Origin of the sequence: Chromobacterium sp. ATCC 53434 (genome assembly GCF_002848345.1) — a bacterium.
Lineage (GTDB): Bacteria > Pseudomonadota > Gammaproteobacteria > Burkholderiales > Chromobacteriaceae > Chromobacterium.
Window position 1 is genome coordinate 2,373,967 of the sequence record NZ_CP025429.1, and the last position, 15,972, is coordinate 2,389,938.

The 15,972-nt window shown below is 50.1% G+C and carries 11 protein-coding genes and 1 pseudogene; 5 read left to right on the top strand and 7 right to left on the bottom strand.

Annotated features, from left to right (window positions below; genetic code table 11):
* Nucleotides 1-160: 160 nt before the first annotated feature.
* From CXB49_RS24445 to CXB49_RS10900, 6 genes and pseudogenes are all read right to left on the bottom strand, one after another.
* The gene (locus CXB49_RS24445; protein ID WP_101708409.1) at nt 161-580 is read right to left on the bottom strand and encodes a very short patch repair endonuclease; all 420 of its coding nucleotides are present in this window, start codon (nt 578-580) and stop codon (nt 161-163) included.
* Nucleotides 573-2,417 carry a response regulator receiver domain gene (locus tag CXB49_RS10875; protein WP_158300768.1) on the bottom strand — a complete coding sequence of 615 codons (1,845 nt, stop codon included), beginning with the start codon at nt 2,415-2,417 and terminating at the stop codon, nt 573-575. The genes CXB49_RS24445 and CXB49_RS10875 overlap by 8 nt, the downstream gene beginning before the upstream one ends.
* Nucleotides 2,410-5,379 carry an ATP-binding protein gene (locus CXB49_RS10885; protein WP_101708412.1) on the bottom strand — a complete coding sequence of 990 codons (2,970 nt, stop codon included), beginning with the start codon at nt 5,377-5,379 and terminating at the stop codon, nt 2,410-2,412. The genes CXB49_RS10875 and CXB49_RS10885 overlap by 8 nt, the downstream gene beginning before the upstream one ends.
* 17 nt (nt 5,380-5,396) lie before the next feature.
* A complete protein-coding gene (locus CXB49_RS10890; protein ID WP_101708413.1) occupies nt 5,397-6,587 on the bottom strand; it encodes a DNA cytosine methyltransferase in 1,191 nt (396 codons plus the stop codon).
* Between the two features lie 641 nt (nt 6,588-7,228).
* Nucleotides 7,229-8,275, bottom strand: coding sequence for an IS630 family transposase (locus tag CXB49_RS10895; protein ID WP_101706528.1), 1,047 nt, complete (start codon nt 8,273-8,275; stop codon nt 7,229-7,231).
* Between the two features lie 224 nt (nt 8,276-8,499).
* Nucleotides 8,500-8,816: pseudogene (locus CXB49_RS10900) on the bottom strand (transposase); the annotation flags it as partial.
* Nucleotides 8,817-9,163: 347 nt separating this feature from the next.
* Between CXB49_RS10900 and CXB49_RS24450 the strand changes: the two are divergent.
* Nucleotides 9,164-9,511, top strand: a complete 348-nt coding sequence (locus tag CXB49_RS24450; protein ID WP_369826576.1) for an antitoxin Xre-like helix-turn-helix domain-containing protein — start codon at nt 9,164-9,166, stop codon at nt 9,509-9,511.
* 152 nt (nt 9,512-9,663) lie between these two features.
* Here the strand turns inward: CXB49_RS24450 and CXB49_RS10910 are convergent, their stop codons facing one another.
* On the bottom strand, nt 9,664-9,939 hold the full coding sequence (locus CXB49_RS10910; RefSeq protein ID WP_101708416.1) for a HigA family addiction module antitoxin: 276 nt from the start codon (nt 9,937-9,939) through the stop codon (nt 9,664-9,666).
* 371 nt (nt 9,940-10,310) lie between these two features.
* On the opposite strand from CXB49_RS10910, the gene CXB49_RS23510 reads away from it, so the two are divergent.
* Genes CXB49_RS23510 through CXB49_RS10925 form a run of 4 tightly spaced genes read left to right on the top strand, consistent with a single transcriptional unit; the run spans nt 10,311 to nt 15,950 of the window.
* Nucleotides 10,311-10,859 carry a TnsA endonuclease N-terminal domain-containing protein gene (locus CXB49_RS23510; protein WP_158300770.1) on the top strand — a complete coding sequence of 183 codons (549 nt, stop codon included), beginning with the start codon at nt 10,311-10,313 and terminating at the stop codon, nt 10,857-10,859.
* Nucleotides 10,856-12,853 (top strand): Mu transposase C-terminal domain-containing protein, encoded by a 1,998-nt coding sequence (locus tag CXB49_RS10915; RefSeq protein WP_199406828.1) that lies wholly within the window; start codon nt 10,856-10,858, stop codon nt 12,851-12,853. Before CXB49_RS23510 ends, CXB49_RS10915 begins: the two co-directional genes overlap by 4 nt.
* Entirely contained in the window at nt 12,850-13,827 is a 978-nt protein-coding gene (locus CXB49_RS10920) for a TniB family NTP-binding protein (protein ID WP_101708418.1), read from the top strand. Before CXB49_RS10915 ends, CXB49_RS10920 begins: the two co-directional genes overlap by 4 nt.
* On the top strand, nt 13,824-15,950 hold the full coding sequence (locus tag CXB49_RS10925) for a TniQ family protein (protein WP_101708419.1): 2,127 nt from the start codon (nt 13,824-13,826) through the stop codon (nt 15,948-15,950). The genes CXB49_RS10920 and CXB49_RS10925 overlap by 4 nt, the downstream gene beginning before the upstream one ends.
* Nucleotides 15,951-15,972: the final 22 nt, after the last annotated feature.

Consider the following 15,972-nt stretch of genomic DNA (forward strand, 5'->3'; position numbering starts at 1 on the left):
TTCTATGTCCCATAGCCGAAAATGAGGCAGTATTTCGTTTAGGGTACTTCTTGTGATCATGCTGCTAGAGTGGATAACAATAAGTAGATTTATACGCACTATTCGATTGGCCGAATACCACCAGTGGTGCTTCCGCACATCACCGCCAGCAACAAGGATATTATTTATTGGCCTCAACGGAGAGACACTCCCTAATTATCGTGTCTAATGCATCCGCATCTTTCGTTTGACACTCCCATATTACGCATACTCGCCACCCTGCTTCCTCAAGTGCAATCACATTGCTTTCGTCTCGCATACGATTTTTTTCGAACTTCTCTATCCAAAACTCCCTATTACTTTCAGGGACATTTGAGCGCTTACAGCCTTGATGCTGATGCCAAAAACACCCATGGACGAACAAGCAGAGACGATGCCTGGGGAGAACAATATCCGGTTTTCCTGGCAAATCCTTTCGATGCAGGCGGAAACGGTACCCCATAGAGTGCAAAGCATGCCTAACACGTAATTCAGGAGTTGTGTCGCCGGCCTTTATCCGAGACATTACTGCCGAACGTTGTTCGCGCGTTAATTTATCCATTGCCAGCTGGACGCATACCTACAAAATCGAGGCCAACTCTCGAAAGATTCGCGCCAAGGCGATGCAGCAAGTTGAGTGCATACTCATAGCGCAGGTGGGCGACGACTTGAGCAGGCTCAGATTTGAAGGCAAGCAGCCCATTTTCGCCGTCAGCGGCACGAGCAACCATAAATTTATTGTCCTCTCCCTGAAAGCGCCCTTGCTGCGCAGCAAACATCTGCTCCCATTTTGGGTTGGTCGCCCTCACTGCATCGGTGGAGGCCGGAGTAAAGCTAAAGCTCTTGAAAACGTCATTAATTTTGAGGAACAGGTGATTGCCAGAAGCAGCCTGCTGAAGGGCATCCTCCTTATTTGCATCGAAGAGCTGCACCGCAATGAATGGCGTATGGGCACCGAGCCGCTTATACCAGCCGGTGCTTTTTTGGCCCGGCACCAAGTCACAAGCAGGCGAAAGACAAAGCCAGAAGCAGCCATCCCCAACGTCACTGTCAAGCCTTAGTACATGTCCAGTTGTCAAATAGCCACCTTCCACAACAGATTTACTACTGACATAATGATTAAGGGAGTAAGTCATCTCATCCTGAGCGACTGACGGATACCACTTGCCAATGGCTTTTTCGCGCCCTTCGCCACGCAAATGTGTCGCCAGTCGGTCCGCAAACTCCACGACGTTGTTCCTGATGGAGTCCCCTAGCCCTTCCCAGTGTCGATTGACCGTGCTGTGCACCTTCCACTGACGCTCATCTAGGTCATCAGTAAGATACTCGCTTAGCCATCCCGCCTGAAGGTGGCGATCACCGAGCACTCTACCTTCAGCCCAAACTCCGCGTTCGTCTAACTCAGCTCTCATTTTTGACATCAGCAACCGATGTGGAGCGGGATCCCAATCACATAGCGCCTTTAGTAACTTTTCAGGAAGTTCCAATGGAGGGGCGTCTTGTTTGCTTACAACCGTAACAAAGATCCTGTCATTTCGGACCCAATTAATGCCAGAAACATAGCCTGATTCAAAGCGCGCAGCGCCATAGTCCTTAACTGCGAGCTTGCTGGCTAAGGCATTCTGCTTTCTGAACAGGGCCCACTTAGCAAGCAGCTTGATATCCGGTTGGGGCGACAAAGCACTTGGCGCACCGGCCACAATTGTTTGCAATGCATTTAACTCGGTCCAAGAGCAAATATCTTTCCAGTTGATATTTCCGGCAGGTAGATTCCTAATTTTTAAATAGGTTCCGTCGTCGATTGCATCTTCGATCTTCCCTCCGATTTCAGCATCGTAATCCTCCCAGCTCTCTAGGAGTTGTACCACTTTCTGAAGAGCTTGTTCAGCCATGTTCAGGCGATCATCCGCGATGCTTAACCCCAGTGCAATTTCCATTACAACCCGAGGGATCTCTCCTCCCACCTGACCATACCCTTTCGTGTAGACGACAACAAGGTTGAAATGTTCATTTTCAGCAAGTCTGCGGAGGATACCAATGGCACTACTCCCATCATCTGGCTTTGACGGATCAAGATGAAAATCCAGAATCATGAGATCAGATTGGTGAAGGTGAGATGCTACGTCACGCTCAGCCTCAAGAGAAAGGATTTCTCTGCCATCGTGAATTTCTACCATCCAGCGCCGCTGATCTTCTCGGCAGAATTGGATAATTTGACGAACTCGCTTGAGATTTTCCGTGCCCCATTGTTGTCCAGAGCCATCAATTTCTTTATCCAGTAAAGCATCGATAGTTGGAAACTCGTCATCCACAACGACTACTGTTCGAATAGGTTTGATGAAAACTTCTTCGATCAATGCATCATAGCTGGGAGTCGTTCCGACTATTCCTTCACTCATACGTCGCGCCCTTGAAATCAATGACGAAATTGGCACCTGGTAGGATCTTAAATTTATCCTCCACGGCATATTGAATAGTGTGTCCACCCGCCGCCAGATTTGCGCGACATAGATGGAGTCCAACACCACGCCCCCCCCGCACCTTACGAGTAAAGAATAGCGTGAAAAGGTGTTTCTGATCCTCGGCATCTACTCCTGGACCATTATCTCCGATGACGATTTTACCATCGACTACATCGAGCATAATGTGATATTTGTCATTCTGTCTCTGGCGTACCCAGTAAGCAGCATTGTTGATCAGATTGATGAACACCGGAAAAATACGTGACGGTTGTTCATAAACGGAAAAACCCAAAAAATGGTCCGTTGCATCAATAAGAATTTCGTTATCCTCCATCGATGTGCCAAAGAAGCGACGGATATATTTCAGGATCTCAATGCCGGTTAGATGCGCCTTGAATTTCGGCCCTGACAATTTTAACGGCGAGAGAAAGCGCAAGCGATCCGCCAGCGCATCGTGGGCCACCTTAACGGCAGAAAACGTCGTAGTCTTCTTAGCGATATCTGGCAGCTCATCCAGTCCCTCGCTAATAGTCAATTCTAGCCCCTCAATCTCATGCCCAATTATTTCCACTGTAATTCCGAGCTGGGCTAGGGAGTGCAGTCTGTCCACCTCCACCCTCATCTCGTCCACGGCATCCATGCCATAGGATGCCAGAGTCTCGAGATCGATGTTTTCCTGTAAACTACGCAGCGCTGCGATATAAGGTTCGAAGGTTTCTGCATTATCAAAATCGCTCTTATCCCGCTCCCTAGTTAATCGCTCCAATGCATCGGTCAGAGAAATACGCTCCTGGTCGACAGCGTCAAGTAAGGGGAGGGTCAAAGCGTGATAACGTTTGCTGCGATCCTCGTAAAGCGTAGAGATACGTTGCTGTTCTGCTTCAAGCAATTCGCGCGCCTCTTTGAACCATTTACGTAAGCGGGCTTGCAGAAACGCGGCATGGCTATTCAAGTCGGAAAAGACAATTTCACGCGGCGCTTTGGGCTTGATGGTTTCAAGAGCCACGTTCAACGATTGCTCCGTAGCATTGAGCAACTCGTTTACTCGGCGCTGATTGAAGCGGTACTCTCCGTATTCATTCTCAAGTGACCCCAGCTCGCGTGGAGCTTCTCCTAAAGCAAAGTCCCTGGAACTATCCTTGAGACTACGCAGTTGCTCACGCAGCCTTAGCACCTCTGACTCGCTCGTCGGTAACGCAACTCGTATATTGTCGGCAAGTGCATCCAACTGCTCACATAGCTTTGCAAGCTGCGGCCCGAGTTGCCGAAGATTGGTTCGGAAGCGCTTCCGCTTCGCTGCTCGCTGCTTATTGCGTTCTTTTTCTGCCCTTTCCCGGGCACGAGTTTCTTTTATTTCGGGAAGAAATTTAGCCTGTAAAGACGAATCCGTTCCAAAGTAATCATAAGCAGTCTTTATGAGGATATTTTCGACCAAATCTCGCAGCTTTTTTACTGCTGTGTTGTCGATAAAACCCTCACGGCCGGCCTTATCCTTAAGATTGGGATTTCCTTCACGCGTAATGGCGATTCGACCGAAAGTCCGGCGGTTTGACCAGAAATAACGGCCTGCATGCAGGCTTCGTCTTTTCTCGATTTCAAAGAAGTCATTGTCCTCGCGACCGTAAGGCATTACGCGCAGGCCGTTGCGATAGACCATGACTCCACCGTACTTTTCCGATTGCTCAAGTAGTTGTTGATGTACATTCGGCGGATGAGAGGATGCCCCTGGATCTCGCTGGTATGCGCCTAAACGAATATGGAAAGGTCCCACCTTTGAGTTACTTCGGTTAGATACATCACCTTTCGGGAGAATGCAGATATCACTATCCAGCCATTTCCCAAATGCTTTTACACGCCCAACAAACATCCCATTTTCATCAACACGTCCATCTACCACGTGCTCCAGATCTTCCAAGTTGTGGTAGTCAAACTCCCTCTGGCTTGAGATGACAGAGCGGCGTAATGCCCCCTCCCATGTTGTAACAGAGTACTCAAACGCTTCCGCTCCGTATCCTTCTGAGATCTCCGTGGGGTCAGCATAAGGGTCAGAAAAATTGGATAGTGTTTGAAAGAGTCGATCTTTAGCCTGCGCTGCTGCATCGGCATCTTCGATATGGATACGACTCTGCAGGTGTGCCTCTAGGTCAAAAACGATATCTGCGATGAGGAGAATGGTGCCGTGATCGGTTTCACCACGCCACAACGGCCATTGTTCTAAGTGGCGAAGTTCAAAAACTGCTTCTGCCACCACCTGCTCCATGGCCAAACGAGTAGAAGCTTTTTCCTCGGATGCTTCAAGGATATCGAAATCTTTCCATGCTCTAGCAATGCGGCCATCCCGTGCTACATCTCTGCCGTTACCTCGTAAATTCCCCCACAGCTCGTCGAACATGGCTGGAATATGAGTGAAAATCTCTTCCTTAGTATCGAACTCGACAACTGGCACCTCGATATCCTGCAAGTAGAGGAAGGGGTTTTCGAACAGACGCCAATCGATCAGGGCTGCAGTGAATGGTTTCTTACGGCGCTTGGATACCACCATCAAAAGGGGACCAAGAAATGCAGATGAAAGCCGTCCAATGCCCTTTTGTCCCTGCTTCGGCCTAGGGGGCAGCCCGTTCCGATCCTCCTCAGGAACTACTGAACCATTTGCCTTGGACTCAGTTCCGACAACCAGCCACTTATCGATGAATTCATCTCTACTCATTCCATGCCCATCATCAGTCAGAGCAGCAATCGGCACAGCACCATCATAAATATGCAATCCAACTGTATTGGCGTAGGCATCGTAAGCGTTTTTCCAAAGCTCGGAAACAGCGGTGGGACAGTCAGCAATTTGCTCGCGCCCCAAGTGATCAATGGTTCTCGCCCGAGTCCGGAAGGAAACAGCATCAACCATTGTTTTCGCCTCGTTTGTTATGCATCTGGGTTTACCCCAAGGCCTAGTGAAACAGCCCGTAAAAGAATTTCCCCGAGGTCGACAGGTACTGCATTTCCAATTTGGGCCCCAGCAGCCATCAATCCCCCTTTGAAAATAAAATCATCAGGGAATGTTTGAAAACGTGCGGCCTGTCGAACAGTAATTCCATGATGCGCTGTCGGGTGAACAAACCTTCCTTTGGAAGGGTTAATACAAGCAGTGGTCATGGTCGGGCCAGGTTCGTTTGGGTTGATTCGCCCATAAACGTCACTATGCCCATCATGCCCTTCATGACAAGGCAAAACTCGCTTTGAGTCGCGTCGACTCCCACCATTTATCGGCGTTGTACGGAATACTTCGATCAACTCTGCCGAATGATTCATGTGACAATTGTTTACGTCGTCAACCAAATCTGGCTTTGCGAATACATCCGCAGCCGTCACCCACTCTTTTAGATGTGGTGTTTGCTCTCTAGCTCGAGCATCACCATGCGTTGGCGCAGGCGGCCACACTGATTCGTCAAAGGTAACATCGTGTCGGATACCAAGAACGAACACACGAACTCGACGCTGCGGCAACCCATAATTTCTGGCATCAAGCCGCAAAGGACCGAGAATACGGTAGCCTGCATTATCACTTTGCTGGAGAAACGCATCCAAAAAATTTCGATGGCGAGGCCATAGCAAACCGGGGACGTTTTCCATTAGAAAAACTTTGGGATTCAGGCTTTGAACGTATTCAAAATAACGGAGGATTAATGCATTGCGAGGATCACCAACACCGGCATCCTTGATCCGATGTACGGAAAACCCCTGACATGGTGGGCCACCTAAGACGATATCGCAATGGCTGTTATCAGCAAAATTAACCACGCGCACATCCTCCGGAGACAGAGCAAGGATGTTCTCGGGGTAAAGTCTGGGGCGCTCTTCTGGCTTATCGCAGCGATCAATCAGATTCGTTCGGTAAGTATCACATGCGTGCTTGTTGAGTTCGACCGCAGCTACAACTCGAATCTTGGCCCTGCGGGCCGCAAGGGAAAAGCCCCCTGCCCCAGCGAAGAGATCAACACACTGTAGCGGACTAAGTGAAGCTGGCTTTAGCTTAACGTAGTCCTGCCCCGAACCTTGGGTGCACGGTTGGGCATCGGACACCAAATTCACTCGCCCGTCTGGAGTTGCATCCATCACAGGAATCCCTCAGAGCGAAAAAATGCTGAATGGTTTTTTGGATTTTGCATCAAAATTTACTGCATGTCGAATGAAATTCACATCTTCAGGACGCAATTCTACCGGTGGGCAGTAACAATGCCTACTATTAGTCACTGCCCGTAGCCTCACCCTGCTCCTGCGGTTCCAACCGGTTGTTGAACAAACGAACGATGTCAACTCATTCTGCATTTCCTTGGTTGCAACTTACGGATCGATTATAACCTCTCTCGATCCAAGTGCAGGCGTAGCGCCCCACTGACAGCCATCCCTTTCAAGAAAGTTCTGACGTTGGAAATCAAGCTTCGCAAGATACACCCTTTTTTATAGTGCAAAATCATAAATAAACCATTTAAAACATGCACTTATTATATTAATCAAGTCTCATCAAAACTACTCTCACCTGTGATATTCATCTTAGCCTCCGGTCAACATGAGTCTCTTCTCCAAGTATCTACACCAGTTGCGCACAAGCTACTGCGTCCGACAGATCGAGCTGGCGGAGTGGCTTGGCTATGAACAGAGCTACATCTCTACCCTAGAAGTCGGCACCAAAGGGCCCCGACTGCCGAGCTAGTTCAGCGCCTATTAATCCGGCAGTCAAATACCGTACAGAAAGCTCATGCCGCGTAGCGGATTTTTTCATGCCGGAAGTACGACCGGATTCTGGCCGGCTGCTTCTGCAATGAGCGTAAATGGGACAGCACTTTCCCTTGAAGTTGACCGTCTGATCGAACCGGCTCACCTGCGCTCATTCTGGCCTTCAGGTCGCCGTTCAAGTATTCATCCGGGTTCAGTTCCGGTGAGTAGCTGGGCAGGAAGAACAACTCAATCGCCTTCTTGTTCTCTTCCTCCTCCAACCATGCTTGCACCAGCTTGCTGTGATGCACGCGCAAGTTGTCGAGGATCAAGAACACCTTCTTGCCGCCAGCATCACGGATCAGCCGCATCAGAAACTTGATCAGCACCCGGGCCGTCAAGGTCTCCCGGTACAGCATGAAGCGCATCTTGCCTTGGTTGGTAATGGCCGAAATCAAGTTGATGCGCGCTCTTTTCGATTGGGATAACACCAGAACTGGGGTTTGGCCTTTTGGGGCGTAGCCACGCGGAAAGTGCTCAACACTCGACACCGCCGATTCGTCGCCCCAGCTGATTTCAGCCATTTCCGCTTTGGCACGCGCGACGATAGCCGGGTATTCCTCCTTGAGCCATTTCTCGACTGCTGCCGGTCGCTGCTCATAAGCGCGTTTGAGCGGGCGCTGCGGCGTAAAGCCCCAGCGGGCCAAGTACAGACGGACAGTACGGATCGGCAGATCGATCAGAAACATCTGCTTGATTACAGCCTTGACCGCCTGAGCACTCCACAGGGCAAACCTCAGCTTCATCTGGTCTGGCGTGCGATCCACGATGTCCTGCTTGATCCGGGCTTCCTGCGCCTCGGTCAGCCGACGGCCGGTGCCTTCGGCGCGACCGCGCTTCTGTTCTTTGAATCCCTGCGCACCTAGTGCTGCCTCACGCACCACCCAGGCGGAAATGGTGGGGCGGCGCAGCCCGAGTTCTTCGGCAATACTGGCTTGAGACCGGCCTCGCTTGTACATCCGGATAGCGGTACGCCTCAGCTGCTCACGGGCGGCCAGTTCAAGCTTGCGCACATCGATTTTTTCCATGCCGGAAGTATACAATCTGTACGGATTATTACTGCCGGATTAATAGTCAATGTACTGTCGCTTACGAAAGAGCAACATCAAGAGCTGCAAAAGACCATCGAGGCATCACAGCGCAAGCTGGTGATACCTACGGGTGCACATGGAGACGTGTATTGGTTGATGCAGGACTTGAGTAACCGCTACCTTGGTAGCCGGAAATCGCGCCCAAGGTCAGTGTCGCGCATCTTGTCGATCCAGGCGTACTTCACTGCGACTTCTTCGCGAAGTACGCCGTCGCTTTTTCCAGGATTTCGAGCTCCATTCTGAGGCGAGCGTTTTCGGCACGCAGACGAGAGAGCTCCATTTGTTCGGACGTGATCGGCTTGCCCGTGCCGCCGGTCAACTTGCCGGCCTTGTGGGCTTTGCGCCAGTTGGCGAGCGTCTGCTCGGCAATGCCCAGTTCACGGGCAACCTGGGCCTGAGGCTTGCCTTCAGACTCAACTTGCCGGACGGCTTCTAGTTTGAATTCGGCGGTGCAACTCTGCCGTGGAATCTTGTACATCGGTACCTCCGTATGCCAGTTTACCTGACTACGCTTGGTATCCGAAATCTGCGCCCAACCTCAGACGAAGACATCAAGCTGCGAAAATACCGATATGATGTTGACAAAAACGAGGTTCGGCAACGCTCAAACAGTGGAGAGCCAAGTGGAGCCCCTACTTATTGACGCCATAAACAAGCAGCTGCATACACCGACAATGCATGCAAGGTGGCTCGGACCACCTTATCTCCAGATTACAGCCAAATCAGCGAAAAGCGGACTCAGGAGAAACGGACATGGAATACCCCTCGACAGGCGCTGCGGCAATCACAGCGTGGCTGAACCTCTCCACCAACACTCTAATCGAGATGATTCGCCAAGGACTACCCGCTACAGCCATGCACGCTGTCAGCCAAGAGTATGGCATTTCACTTGAGCATCTATGTCAGGTGCTCGGCCTATCGCCACAACGAGCATCTCGCCGAATCAGCCAGCAGCAACTGCTAGACCCACCTAGCAGTGAGAGAGTGCTTCGCATCATGCATATTGCCCGCACGGCCGAATCCATTCTAGGGAGCAAGGTACTGGCGGGAGCCTGGCTGCAGCAACACTGCATCCCGCTGAATGCGTCCCCACTCTCACTGATGGATACCGAATTAGGAGGTGGACTGGCTCTCCGAGTGCTTGCGTCCATTGAGCATGGGTTACCTGTCTAAGAGCAGCTAACAAAATTCAGTTTCACGCCCAGGCAAGGCTCGCCGTCGTAGGTGTACAAGCAGTGCGGCGAGTCGGCGCAACGCAGCATCAGGATTTTTGTTAGCGGCTCGAAGGCGGCCAAGTAAGGTACCGCTGTATAGCTGGGGATTAATCAGATCGTCAGCTTTTCGATATGCGGCCGCGGCTTCTGCTTTGCTTGCCAAAGTTCCCAAGCCGTCTGCATGCCAAGCCACACCTCAGGACTCGTCCCCAAGGACTCGGCTAGGCGCAACGCCATATCTGCGCTGATACCAGCGTGGCCGTACAGGATTCTCGACAAGGCAGCTCTAGTCACCCCCAGCTTGCGAGCAGCTTCCGTCACACGTATACCTTCTAGCCATTCTTGCAACACCTCTCCTGGGTGTGCAGGGTTGTATATGTTGCTCATTCTGAATGCTCCTAGCAATAACTAAACTGTTATAAGTTTAGTAGACCTTACATCTCTCACAGATGTCTTTCATATCAGGTTCTTTTCTCCTACTCTCAAATTTGTGCTGTTTTTACTTTCACCTCCAGATTATACGCATGGCATTTTGAACAGACCAAACCTCTACTATCCAAGCTCGATGGACAAAGGAGCAACTAGCGGCCATGTATCACAGCCCCATTTACAAAGACTTGCACCTGGAGCTACTAAGGCAGGCCGAAGAGGCTTTCGGCAAGCCCCCTGACCTATCGGGTGTGGTGCATGGATGCCGGCGCATTATACAAGGTGCACGTGGACGAAGGACCGCGTTGTTCCCCAGTCGGAAAAACTGCGTGACAATCGCATTGGAAAGTCAGCTAGAAACACCATACTGTCTTTTACTTGAACGTGACTCAAATGTGATCGGCTACCGCTGCCAGGCGTTGGAAATTGAATACTCCAAGGGCCGATTTTACTTTCCTGATTTCTTGATTCGCATGCGCGACGGTCGCTGGCTGGTTCATGAGATTAAGCCAAGTCGAGAGCATTTATCCGATGAAACCCGCGAGTGTTTCGATGTGGCGGGAGTGCTGCTGGCCAATTGTGGCTTCTATTTTTCCTTGATCGATGCAATGGACTTGCCTCGTGGCAGCTATTTGGAAAACCTCTACTTTCTTTATCACCGTTCGATCAGCAAACTCTGGTCAAAACAAGAGTGCGAACAGGCGCTAGAACACATAACCACGCTCTCCGGTGCATGTCCATTAGACGAGCTTCATACGCTATTGGCCGATGCCGGGCTTTCACCGTTACTGGCAGACCATCTTCTATTTCATGGTTTCCTGATCGCAGACTTGAGTCGCCCATTGCGACTGCACACGCCGGTGAGACTAGCGTTGTGAATACGAATACCTACACTCCCAGAGCTGGCTTACGCTTTCAAATCTATGGCAGCGAGTTCGAGGTCACCTTCGTCTCAGCCGGCACTGTACGCTATGCTGCAACCGCTGGTGGCAAACCGTATCGCATCCCATATGAACGGTTCATGGAGATGCAGGAATCTGGCTTGCTACAGATCTTGGATGTGGAACTTGGCCGCCTATCAACCGATGGCGTGATACGCAAACTGTCCGAACTCGATGAAGTGGAAACACGCGCGGCCATTCGCCAAACGCGCTATGTTGAGGCTGCGATAGCGCACCTAGACAATCCACGCTCGCAAAAGCGGCTTGAGAAATTGATCCCCATGCTTGCCGAGGATTTTAATGATCCAACACCTCCCAAACCCCGAACATTAATTGATTGGATTCAGCGCTATTTCAATGACGGACGAGGCGGGCATGCCTTCTCATCCCGCAAGCATCTACGTGGCAACCGGACACTCCGGTTTTCTCCACAGATAGAGATACTGATAAGTGAAGGCATCCAGCAGGTATATCTTCAAAAAGAACGCAGGGATGCCAAGGACGTAATGACTTACGTTGTTGGTAAGCTTGCCGAACAAGGGATCCTTACCAAGCACAGCTCATCGATAAAACTACCATCGTTACGAACGATTGAGCGCCGAATCAAAGAATTGGACCCATATGTCGTGATGCTCGCCAAGCGTGGAAAGGTTGCAGCTGATCGTGTTGCGCGCGCTGCTGGGCGTCAAATCCTTAGCTCACGTGCGATGTTCTTAGTTCAGATTGACACACACTATCTAGATATCATTTTGATCGACCCGGAAACAGGTGAATCCATTGGTCGCCCTTTTCTAGTTTGCATTATCGATGTATATACCCGCGCTGTAATTGGGATTTACATCAGCATGTTTCCGCCTTCAGCAGCCACGGCCTTGGCCGCAGTGAAAAACATGCTAACTCGACCCGAACGTGGTCTGCCTGGCGGCGTTCCGGTGCGGATAGTTCCAGACAACGGGGTCGAGTTCAAAAATACAGCATTTTCCCGACTCTGTGGCCGGCTCGGGATAACAATCCTACCGGCTGAAGTTAGAGACCCAAATGACAAGGCACATATCGAATCGTTCTTCCGAACACTGACGTTCCATCTGATCCAAAAGTGTGCGGGAACAACATTTTCGTGCCCTGTAGAGAGAGGCGATTACGACTCCCGGCGTGCAGCTTCGCTAATGCTTGAGCAACTGCAACAGTACATTTTCGAATGGATCAACGAGGTCTACCACGCGAGTATTCACAGCCGCACCGGCCGAGCCCCCATTTTGGCTTGGGAAGATGCCATCAAAGGCTGGCCTACCTCTACGTTCTCAAAAGAGGAGATTGAGGCCATCGCGCGCCGACCTGAACAACGTAGTATCCACAAGGGGCGTGTGCTCGTCGATGGTATTGAGTATTTCTCCCATGCATTGGCGACACTCGAGGCAATGGGGGAACAGCAGGTCACAGTACTGGTCGATGAACTAAATCTGCATGAAGTGTATGTTGAACACCCTTCGGAGCGAGGCACCCTTATTCGAGCCGAATCGACCAACCCAGACTACACAAATGAACTGACTTGGTACGAGCATCAGGAGTCAAAAAAGATCAAGGCTGCCATGACGGCACTCGACCGACAACGACTCGGACGATACTGTGACTTACTCGCTCGTTGGCAATTGTTCCAGAAGATCCATAACGACTCTACTCTTGCCAAGCGGCAGATTGCCAGACTTACCCGTGGCAAAGGACGCACTCAAGTTCAAGTCCCCAGGCTTCCTGAAATTCGCATGCCGGCAGATATTGGTATAACGCTAACATCTACTGACAACCAACCGATGCTGCTGTTAGGCAATCCCACAGACATGCAGAGTGAACTCCATCACGCCCCCTCGAGCGACACCACTCCTGACACTACGAGTGTAGACTATGGAATCATCATCATGGACTGGCGCAAATGATGAATTTTGGACTTTCCGCTCAAGAATTAGCTGTTATTGAGCGCGCGGCGGTACTTGACGAAGTGATAATCCGCCACCCTACCATGGATCTTGCACTTCAAGGAATACAAAGGTGTATCGCTCAATCAGTCCATTTTAAGGAGCCCGTAGGCTGCATGCTTCTGGCTGAAGGTGGCATGGGAAAAAGCAGCGTGTGCAAGCTCATCCAATCCATGCTTCAAGGCGGAGTTGTTAAGACGGATGACAGCGAGGTAACGTTGGTTCCAGCATTCTGTGCGGAAGTTCCATCTACGGTATCCGTCAATTACCTAGCTACCAATATACTGACAGGTTTGCATGATCCCAACCCCGACTACGGTACAATTCCTGCAAAAACGAAACGAATTGCCACTCACCTGCAGACATGCAGGACGGTGGTGATTTTTCTGGACGAATTTCATAACTTGTTAAATAAGAATGATCGCTCAGCGACAGCTAATTTGATTGCTCTTCGCTGGCTGAAATCATTGGTCAACAATAGCGGGGTCTGCATCTGTCTTTCTGGAACGCCAGACTGCAAAGATATCATCGATTCAGATTGCTCTTTGCAGCTCCCTAGGCGTTTCAAACAATCCTTCCTGATGGAGCCGTTATCGCCTGGTACCGCCGACCAGCCAGGTACCCTCTTTCACTTTCTCACACAGATGTGCATCTATATCCGTGACCGTTTCTCGCTGGAGCATATGCCCCTGATTGCCAACTACCCGGAGGTGCTTCGTGTTTATGCGGCTACACACGGCAATCTGTCATTTGTGATGACACTAATCAAAGAAGGGTTACAGCATGCTTGGCGCCAAGGATGTTCGTCAGTTTCCCTTGAGGATTTCGCCGCAGTTTGGGATACCGGCATAATGCGAGACGCCACTATCGCAAAGCGGAATCCTTTTCGATTGAGTGATGGAGCCCTTGCTGCCGAGTTTAGGGGTATACGGTGAGTGAATACACTTTACCATATCGTCCTATTTTGCAGCAGGATGAGTCGCCGGCAAGTTTGCTTCTTCGAGCGGCGGAAGGAAATGGCTTTGCCAACATTCTGCAATTGTTGTCAGCTTGTGGTGCGAATTTCAATGGCATTGCCTCCGTCAGAGCTTCCCTGACTGACCCTAACCGATATGGAACACTACTCCGTGCCCTTGGGCTCAACACTGACTATGCAAGAGCAGCCCTCCGTCGCAGCAAGCCAACACTTGCCTCACCTCGGATACTTTGGGAAACCGCAATTCCAGAGAGGCTGTTTCGGGAAGATGCAACGGCTTTTTGTCCACTTTGCCTTGCGGAACAGCCTTACTGGCGCCTCATCTGGACATTACGACCATACTCCGTATGCCATGTTCATGGCACATCTCTGCTGCAATATTGTCCTGATTGCAACCGACCACCTGACCTAAAACGTGAACACTTAACGACATGTGGCTGCGGTGCAAACTGGCGTAAAGCAGTTGCGCCCGCTAATGATTTGGCTTCATCTAGATGGCTCTATGAACACATTCGCAACCAATCGCAACAATTGCTTGATGAATGCTTCGCTTTATGGCGGGCATTGGAAATATTCGATGGTTTGGGTGACGCTACAGATGCTGTGCTATGGCGGTTACGCCTCATGATCTCATGGTGCGAAGATCGAGATGTCTGCCGTGAAGAAATTAAGCGCTTCGTACTCGAGCGGGCCCCACAGCAACATCCGCGGGTACAACTTCTCCCACTCCTCAAACAACGGGGAGCGCTTGCGAGTTTTGCTAGGCAAGTTTTATCCAGTCTGAAAAGAATCCCACCCGTGAATCACCGCTCCACCTCTCAAACACTAATGTCGATACAGGATGCAACATATGCACTCGGAGTTAATATCCAACAGATTAGAGAGTTTTTAGACAAAGGGATATTAACTAAGCAACCTGGAAATGATTCAAATGATTTCAGTGTGACCGTCCAAGAAGTGGAGCACCTTTTGGAAGCGCTACAGTTCACAACACCCCCGCTAGAGCAGTATATTTGGCGCGCAGCCAATCAAAGCCTCGCAGATTTAATTATTGACATTAGAAATGGTCGCACCATCTCAGCCGGGTACGATCTTGAGAAAGGTCTAAACTATATCCGCATTCTTGATCGTCCAGTTATCAGCCCATCATCAGGTGGGGAGCTTGATTTATGGGAAGCATCACGGGCTCTCGACGTATATCCAGAGGTTGTTCGCAGCCTCGTAAAAAAAGGATGGTTGGCTGGAGTTAGTAAAGTCGTTGCAGGACATAGAAAGCTTGTTATTGATGGCGACGAGATTGAGCGCTTCAACAACCAATACACAACTGCAGGAACGCTAGCCCGCTCGATAAGGCATAGCTCAACCAACTTCGCCGAAAAACTAGAATGCCTTGGTGCGTCACCGATTGCAGGCCCTCGGCTGGATGGCACGTTGGTTTATTTGTTTCGGCGCACTGATCTTGTAGATGTGGATTTACTTGCCATCAAGGCGCTGTCCGGCTATGAGTCGCGGACTGGCCGCCATCCACATGGGAGGGCAATCCAAACTGAGCCAGGAATACCACTGATAGTTGCTGCCAAACGCTTAAGAATATCCGTGCAGCAGGCGGCAAAATTGATGCAGCATGGAATGCTAGATGAAGAACAAACAAACACCCGCAATGTATGTGTAACAGAAAGTTCACTATGCAAACTCCTTGAGATAGTATTTTCCCCAGAAATCTTTTCGATAAAGGAAGCTGCAAAAATATCGGGATATGATGATCATGCTTTCCAGGTGTATTTCATTGAAACCGGCCTTGTAGAAATCATTGACCTTCATGTCTGGAAATTCATACCTGAAAAAGCATTAAAAATTGTTGAATCAATAAAAAAAAGCTTTTTAACAGCAAGCGAAGCTGGTCAGCTTTTTGGGATGCATAGAAGTTTCTTACCAAATCTGGAAAGAAAGGGTGAGATATATCCACTCATATTCGGGTCAAAAAGGAAAATTAAGTTTTACAGTAAAGAAAGCATTAGAAAAATAGCAGAAAGTCGAGGGGTGCGCATTGATTTTGGCATAAGTAGTGATGTCAAATCATGAACCAGCTAATAGAAGAGCGGAG

Excerpts from the sequence above, each read along its gene's own strand:
- CXB49_RS10885 (WP_101708412.1), bottom strand. The coding sequence starts at position 5,379 with ATGGTTGATGCTGTTTCCTTCCGGACTCGGGCGAGAACCATTGATCAC.
- CXB49_RS24450 (WP_369826576.1), top strand. The coding sequence starts at position 9,164 with ATGATTCGCCAAGGACTACCCGCTACAGCCATGCACGCTGTCAGCCAA.
- CXB49_RS10910 (WP_101708416.1), bottom strand. The coding sequence starts at position 9,939 with ATGAGCAACATATACAACCCTGCACACCCAGGAGAGGTGTTGCAAGAA.
- CXB49_RS10920 (WP_101708418.1), top strand. The coding sequence starts at position 12,850 with ATGATGAATTTTGGACTTTCCGCTCAAGAATTAGCTGTTATTGAGCGC.
- CXB49_RS24445 (WP_101708409.1), bottom strand. The coding sequence starts at position 580 with ATGGATAAATTAACGCGCGAACAACGTTCGGCAGTAATGTCTCGGATA.
- CXB49_RS10895 (WP_101706528.1), bottom strand. The coding sequence starts at position 8,275 with ATGGAAAAAATCGATGTGCGCAAGCTTGAACTGGCCGCCCGTGAGCAG.
- CXB49_RS10890 (WP_101708413.1), bottom strand. The coding sequence starts at position 6,587 with ATGGATGCAACTCCAGACGGGCGAGTGAATTTGGTGTCCGATGCCCAA.
- CXB49_RS10875 (WP_158300768.1), bottom strand. The coding sequence starts at position 2,417 with ATGAGTGAAGGAATAGTCGGAACGACTCCCAGCTATGATGCATTGATC.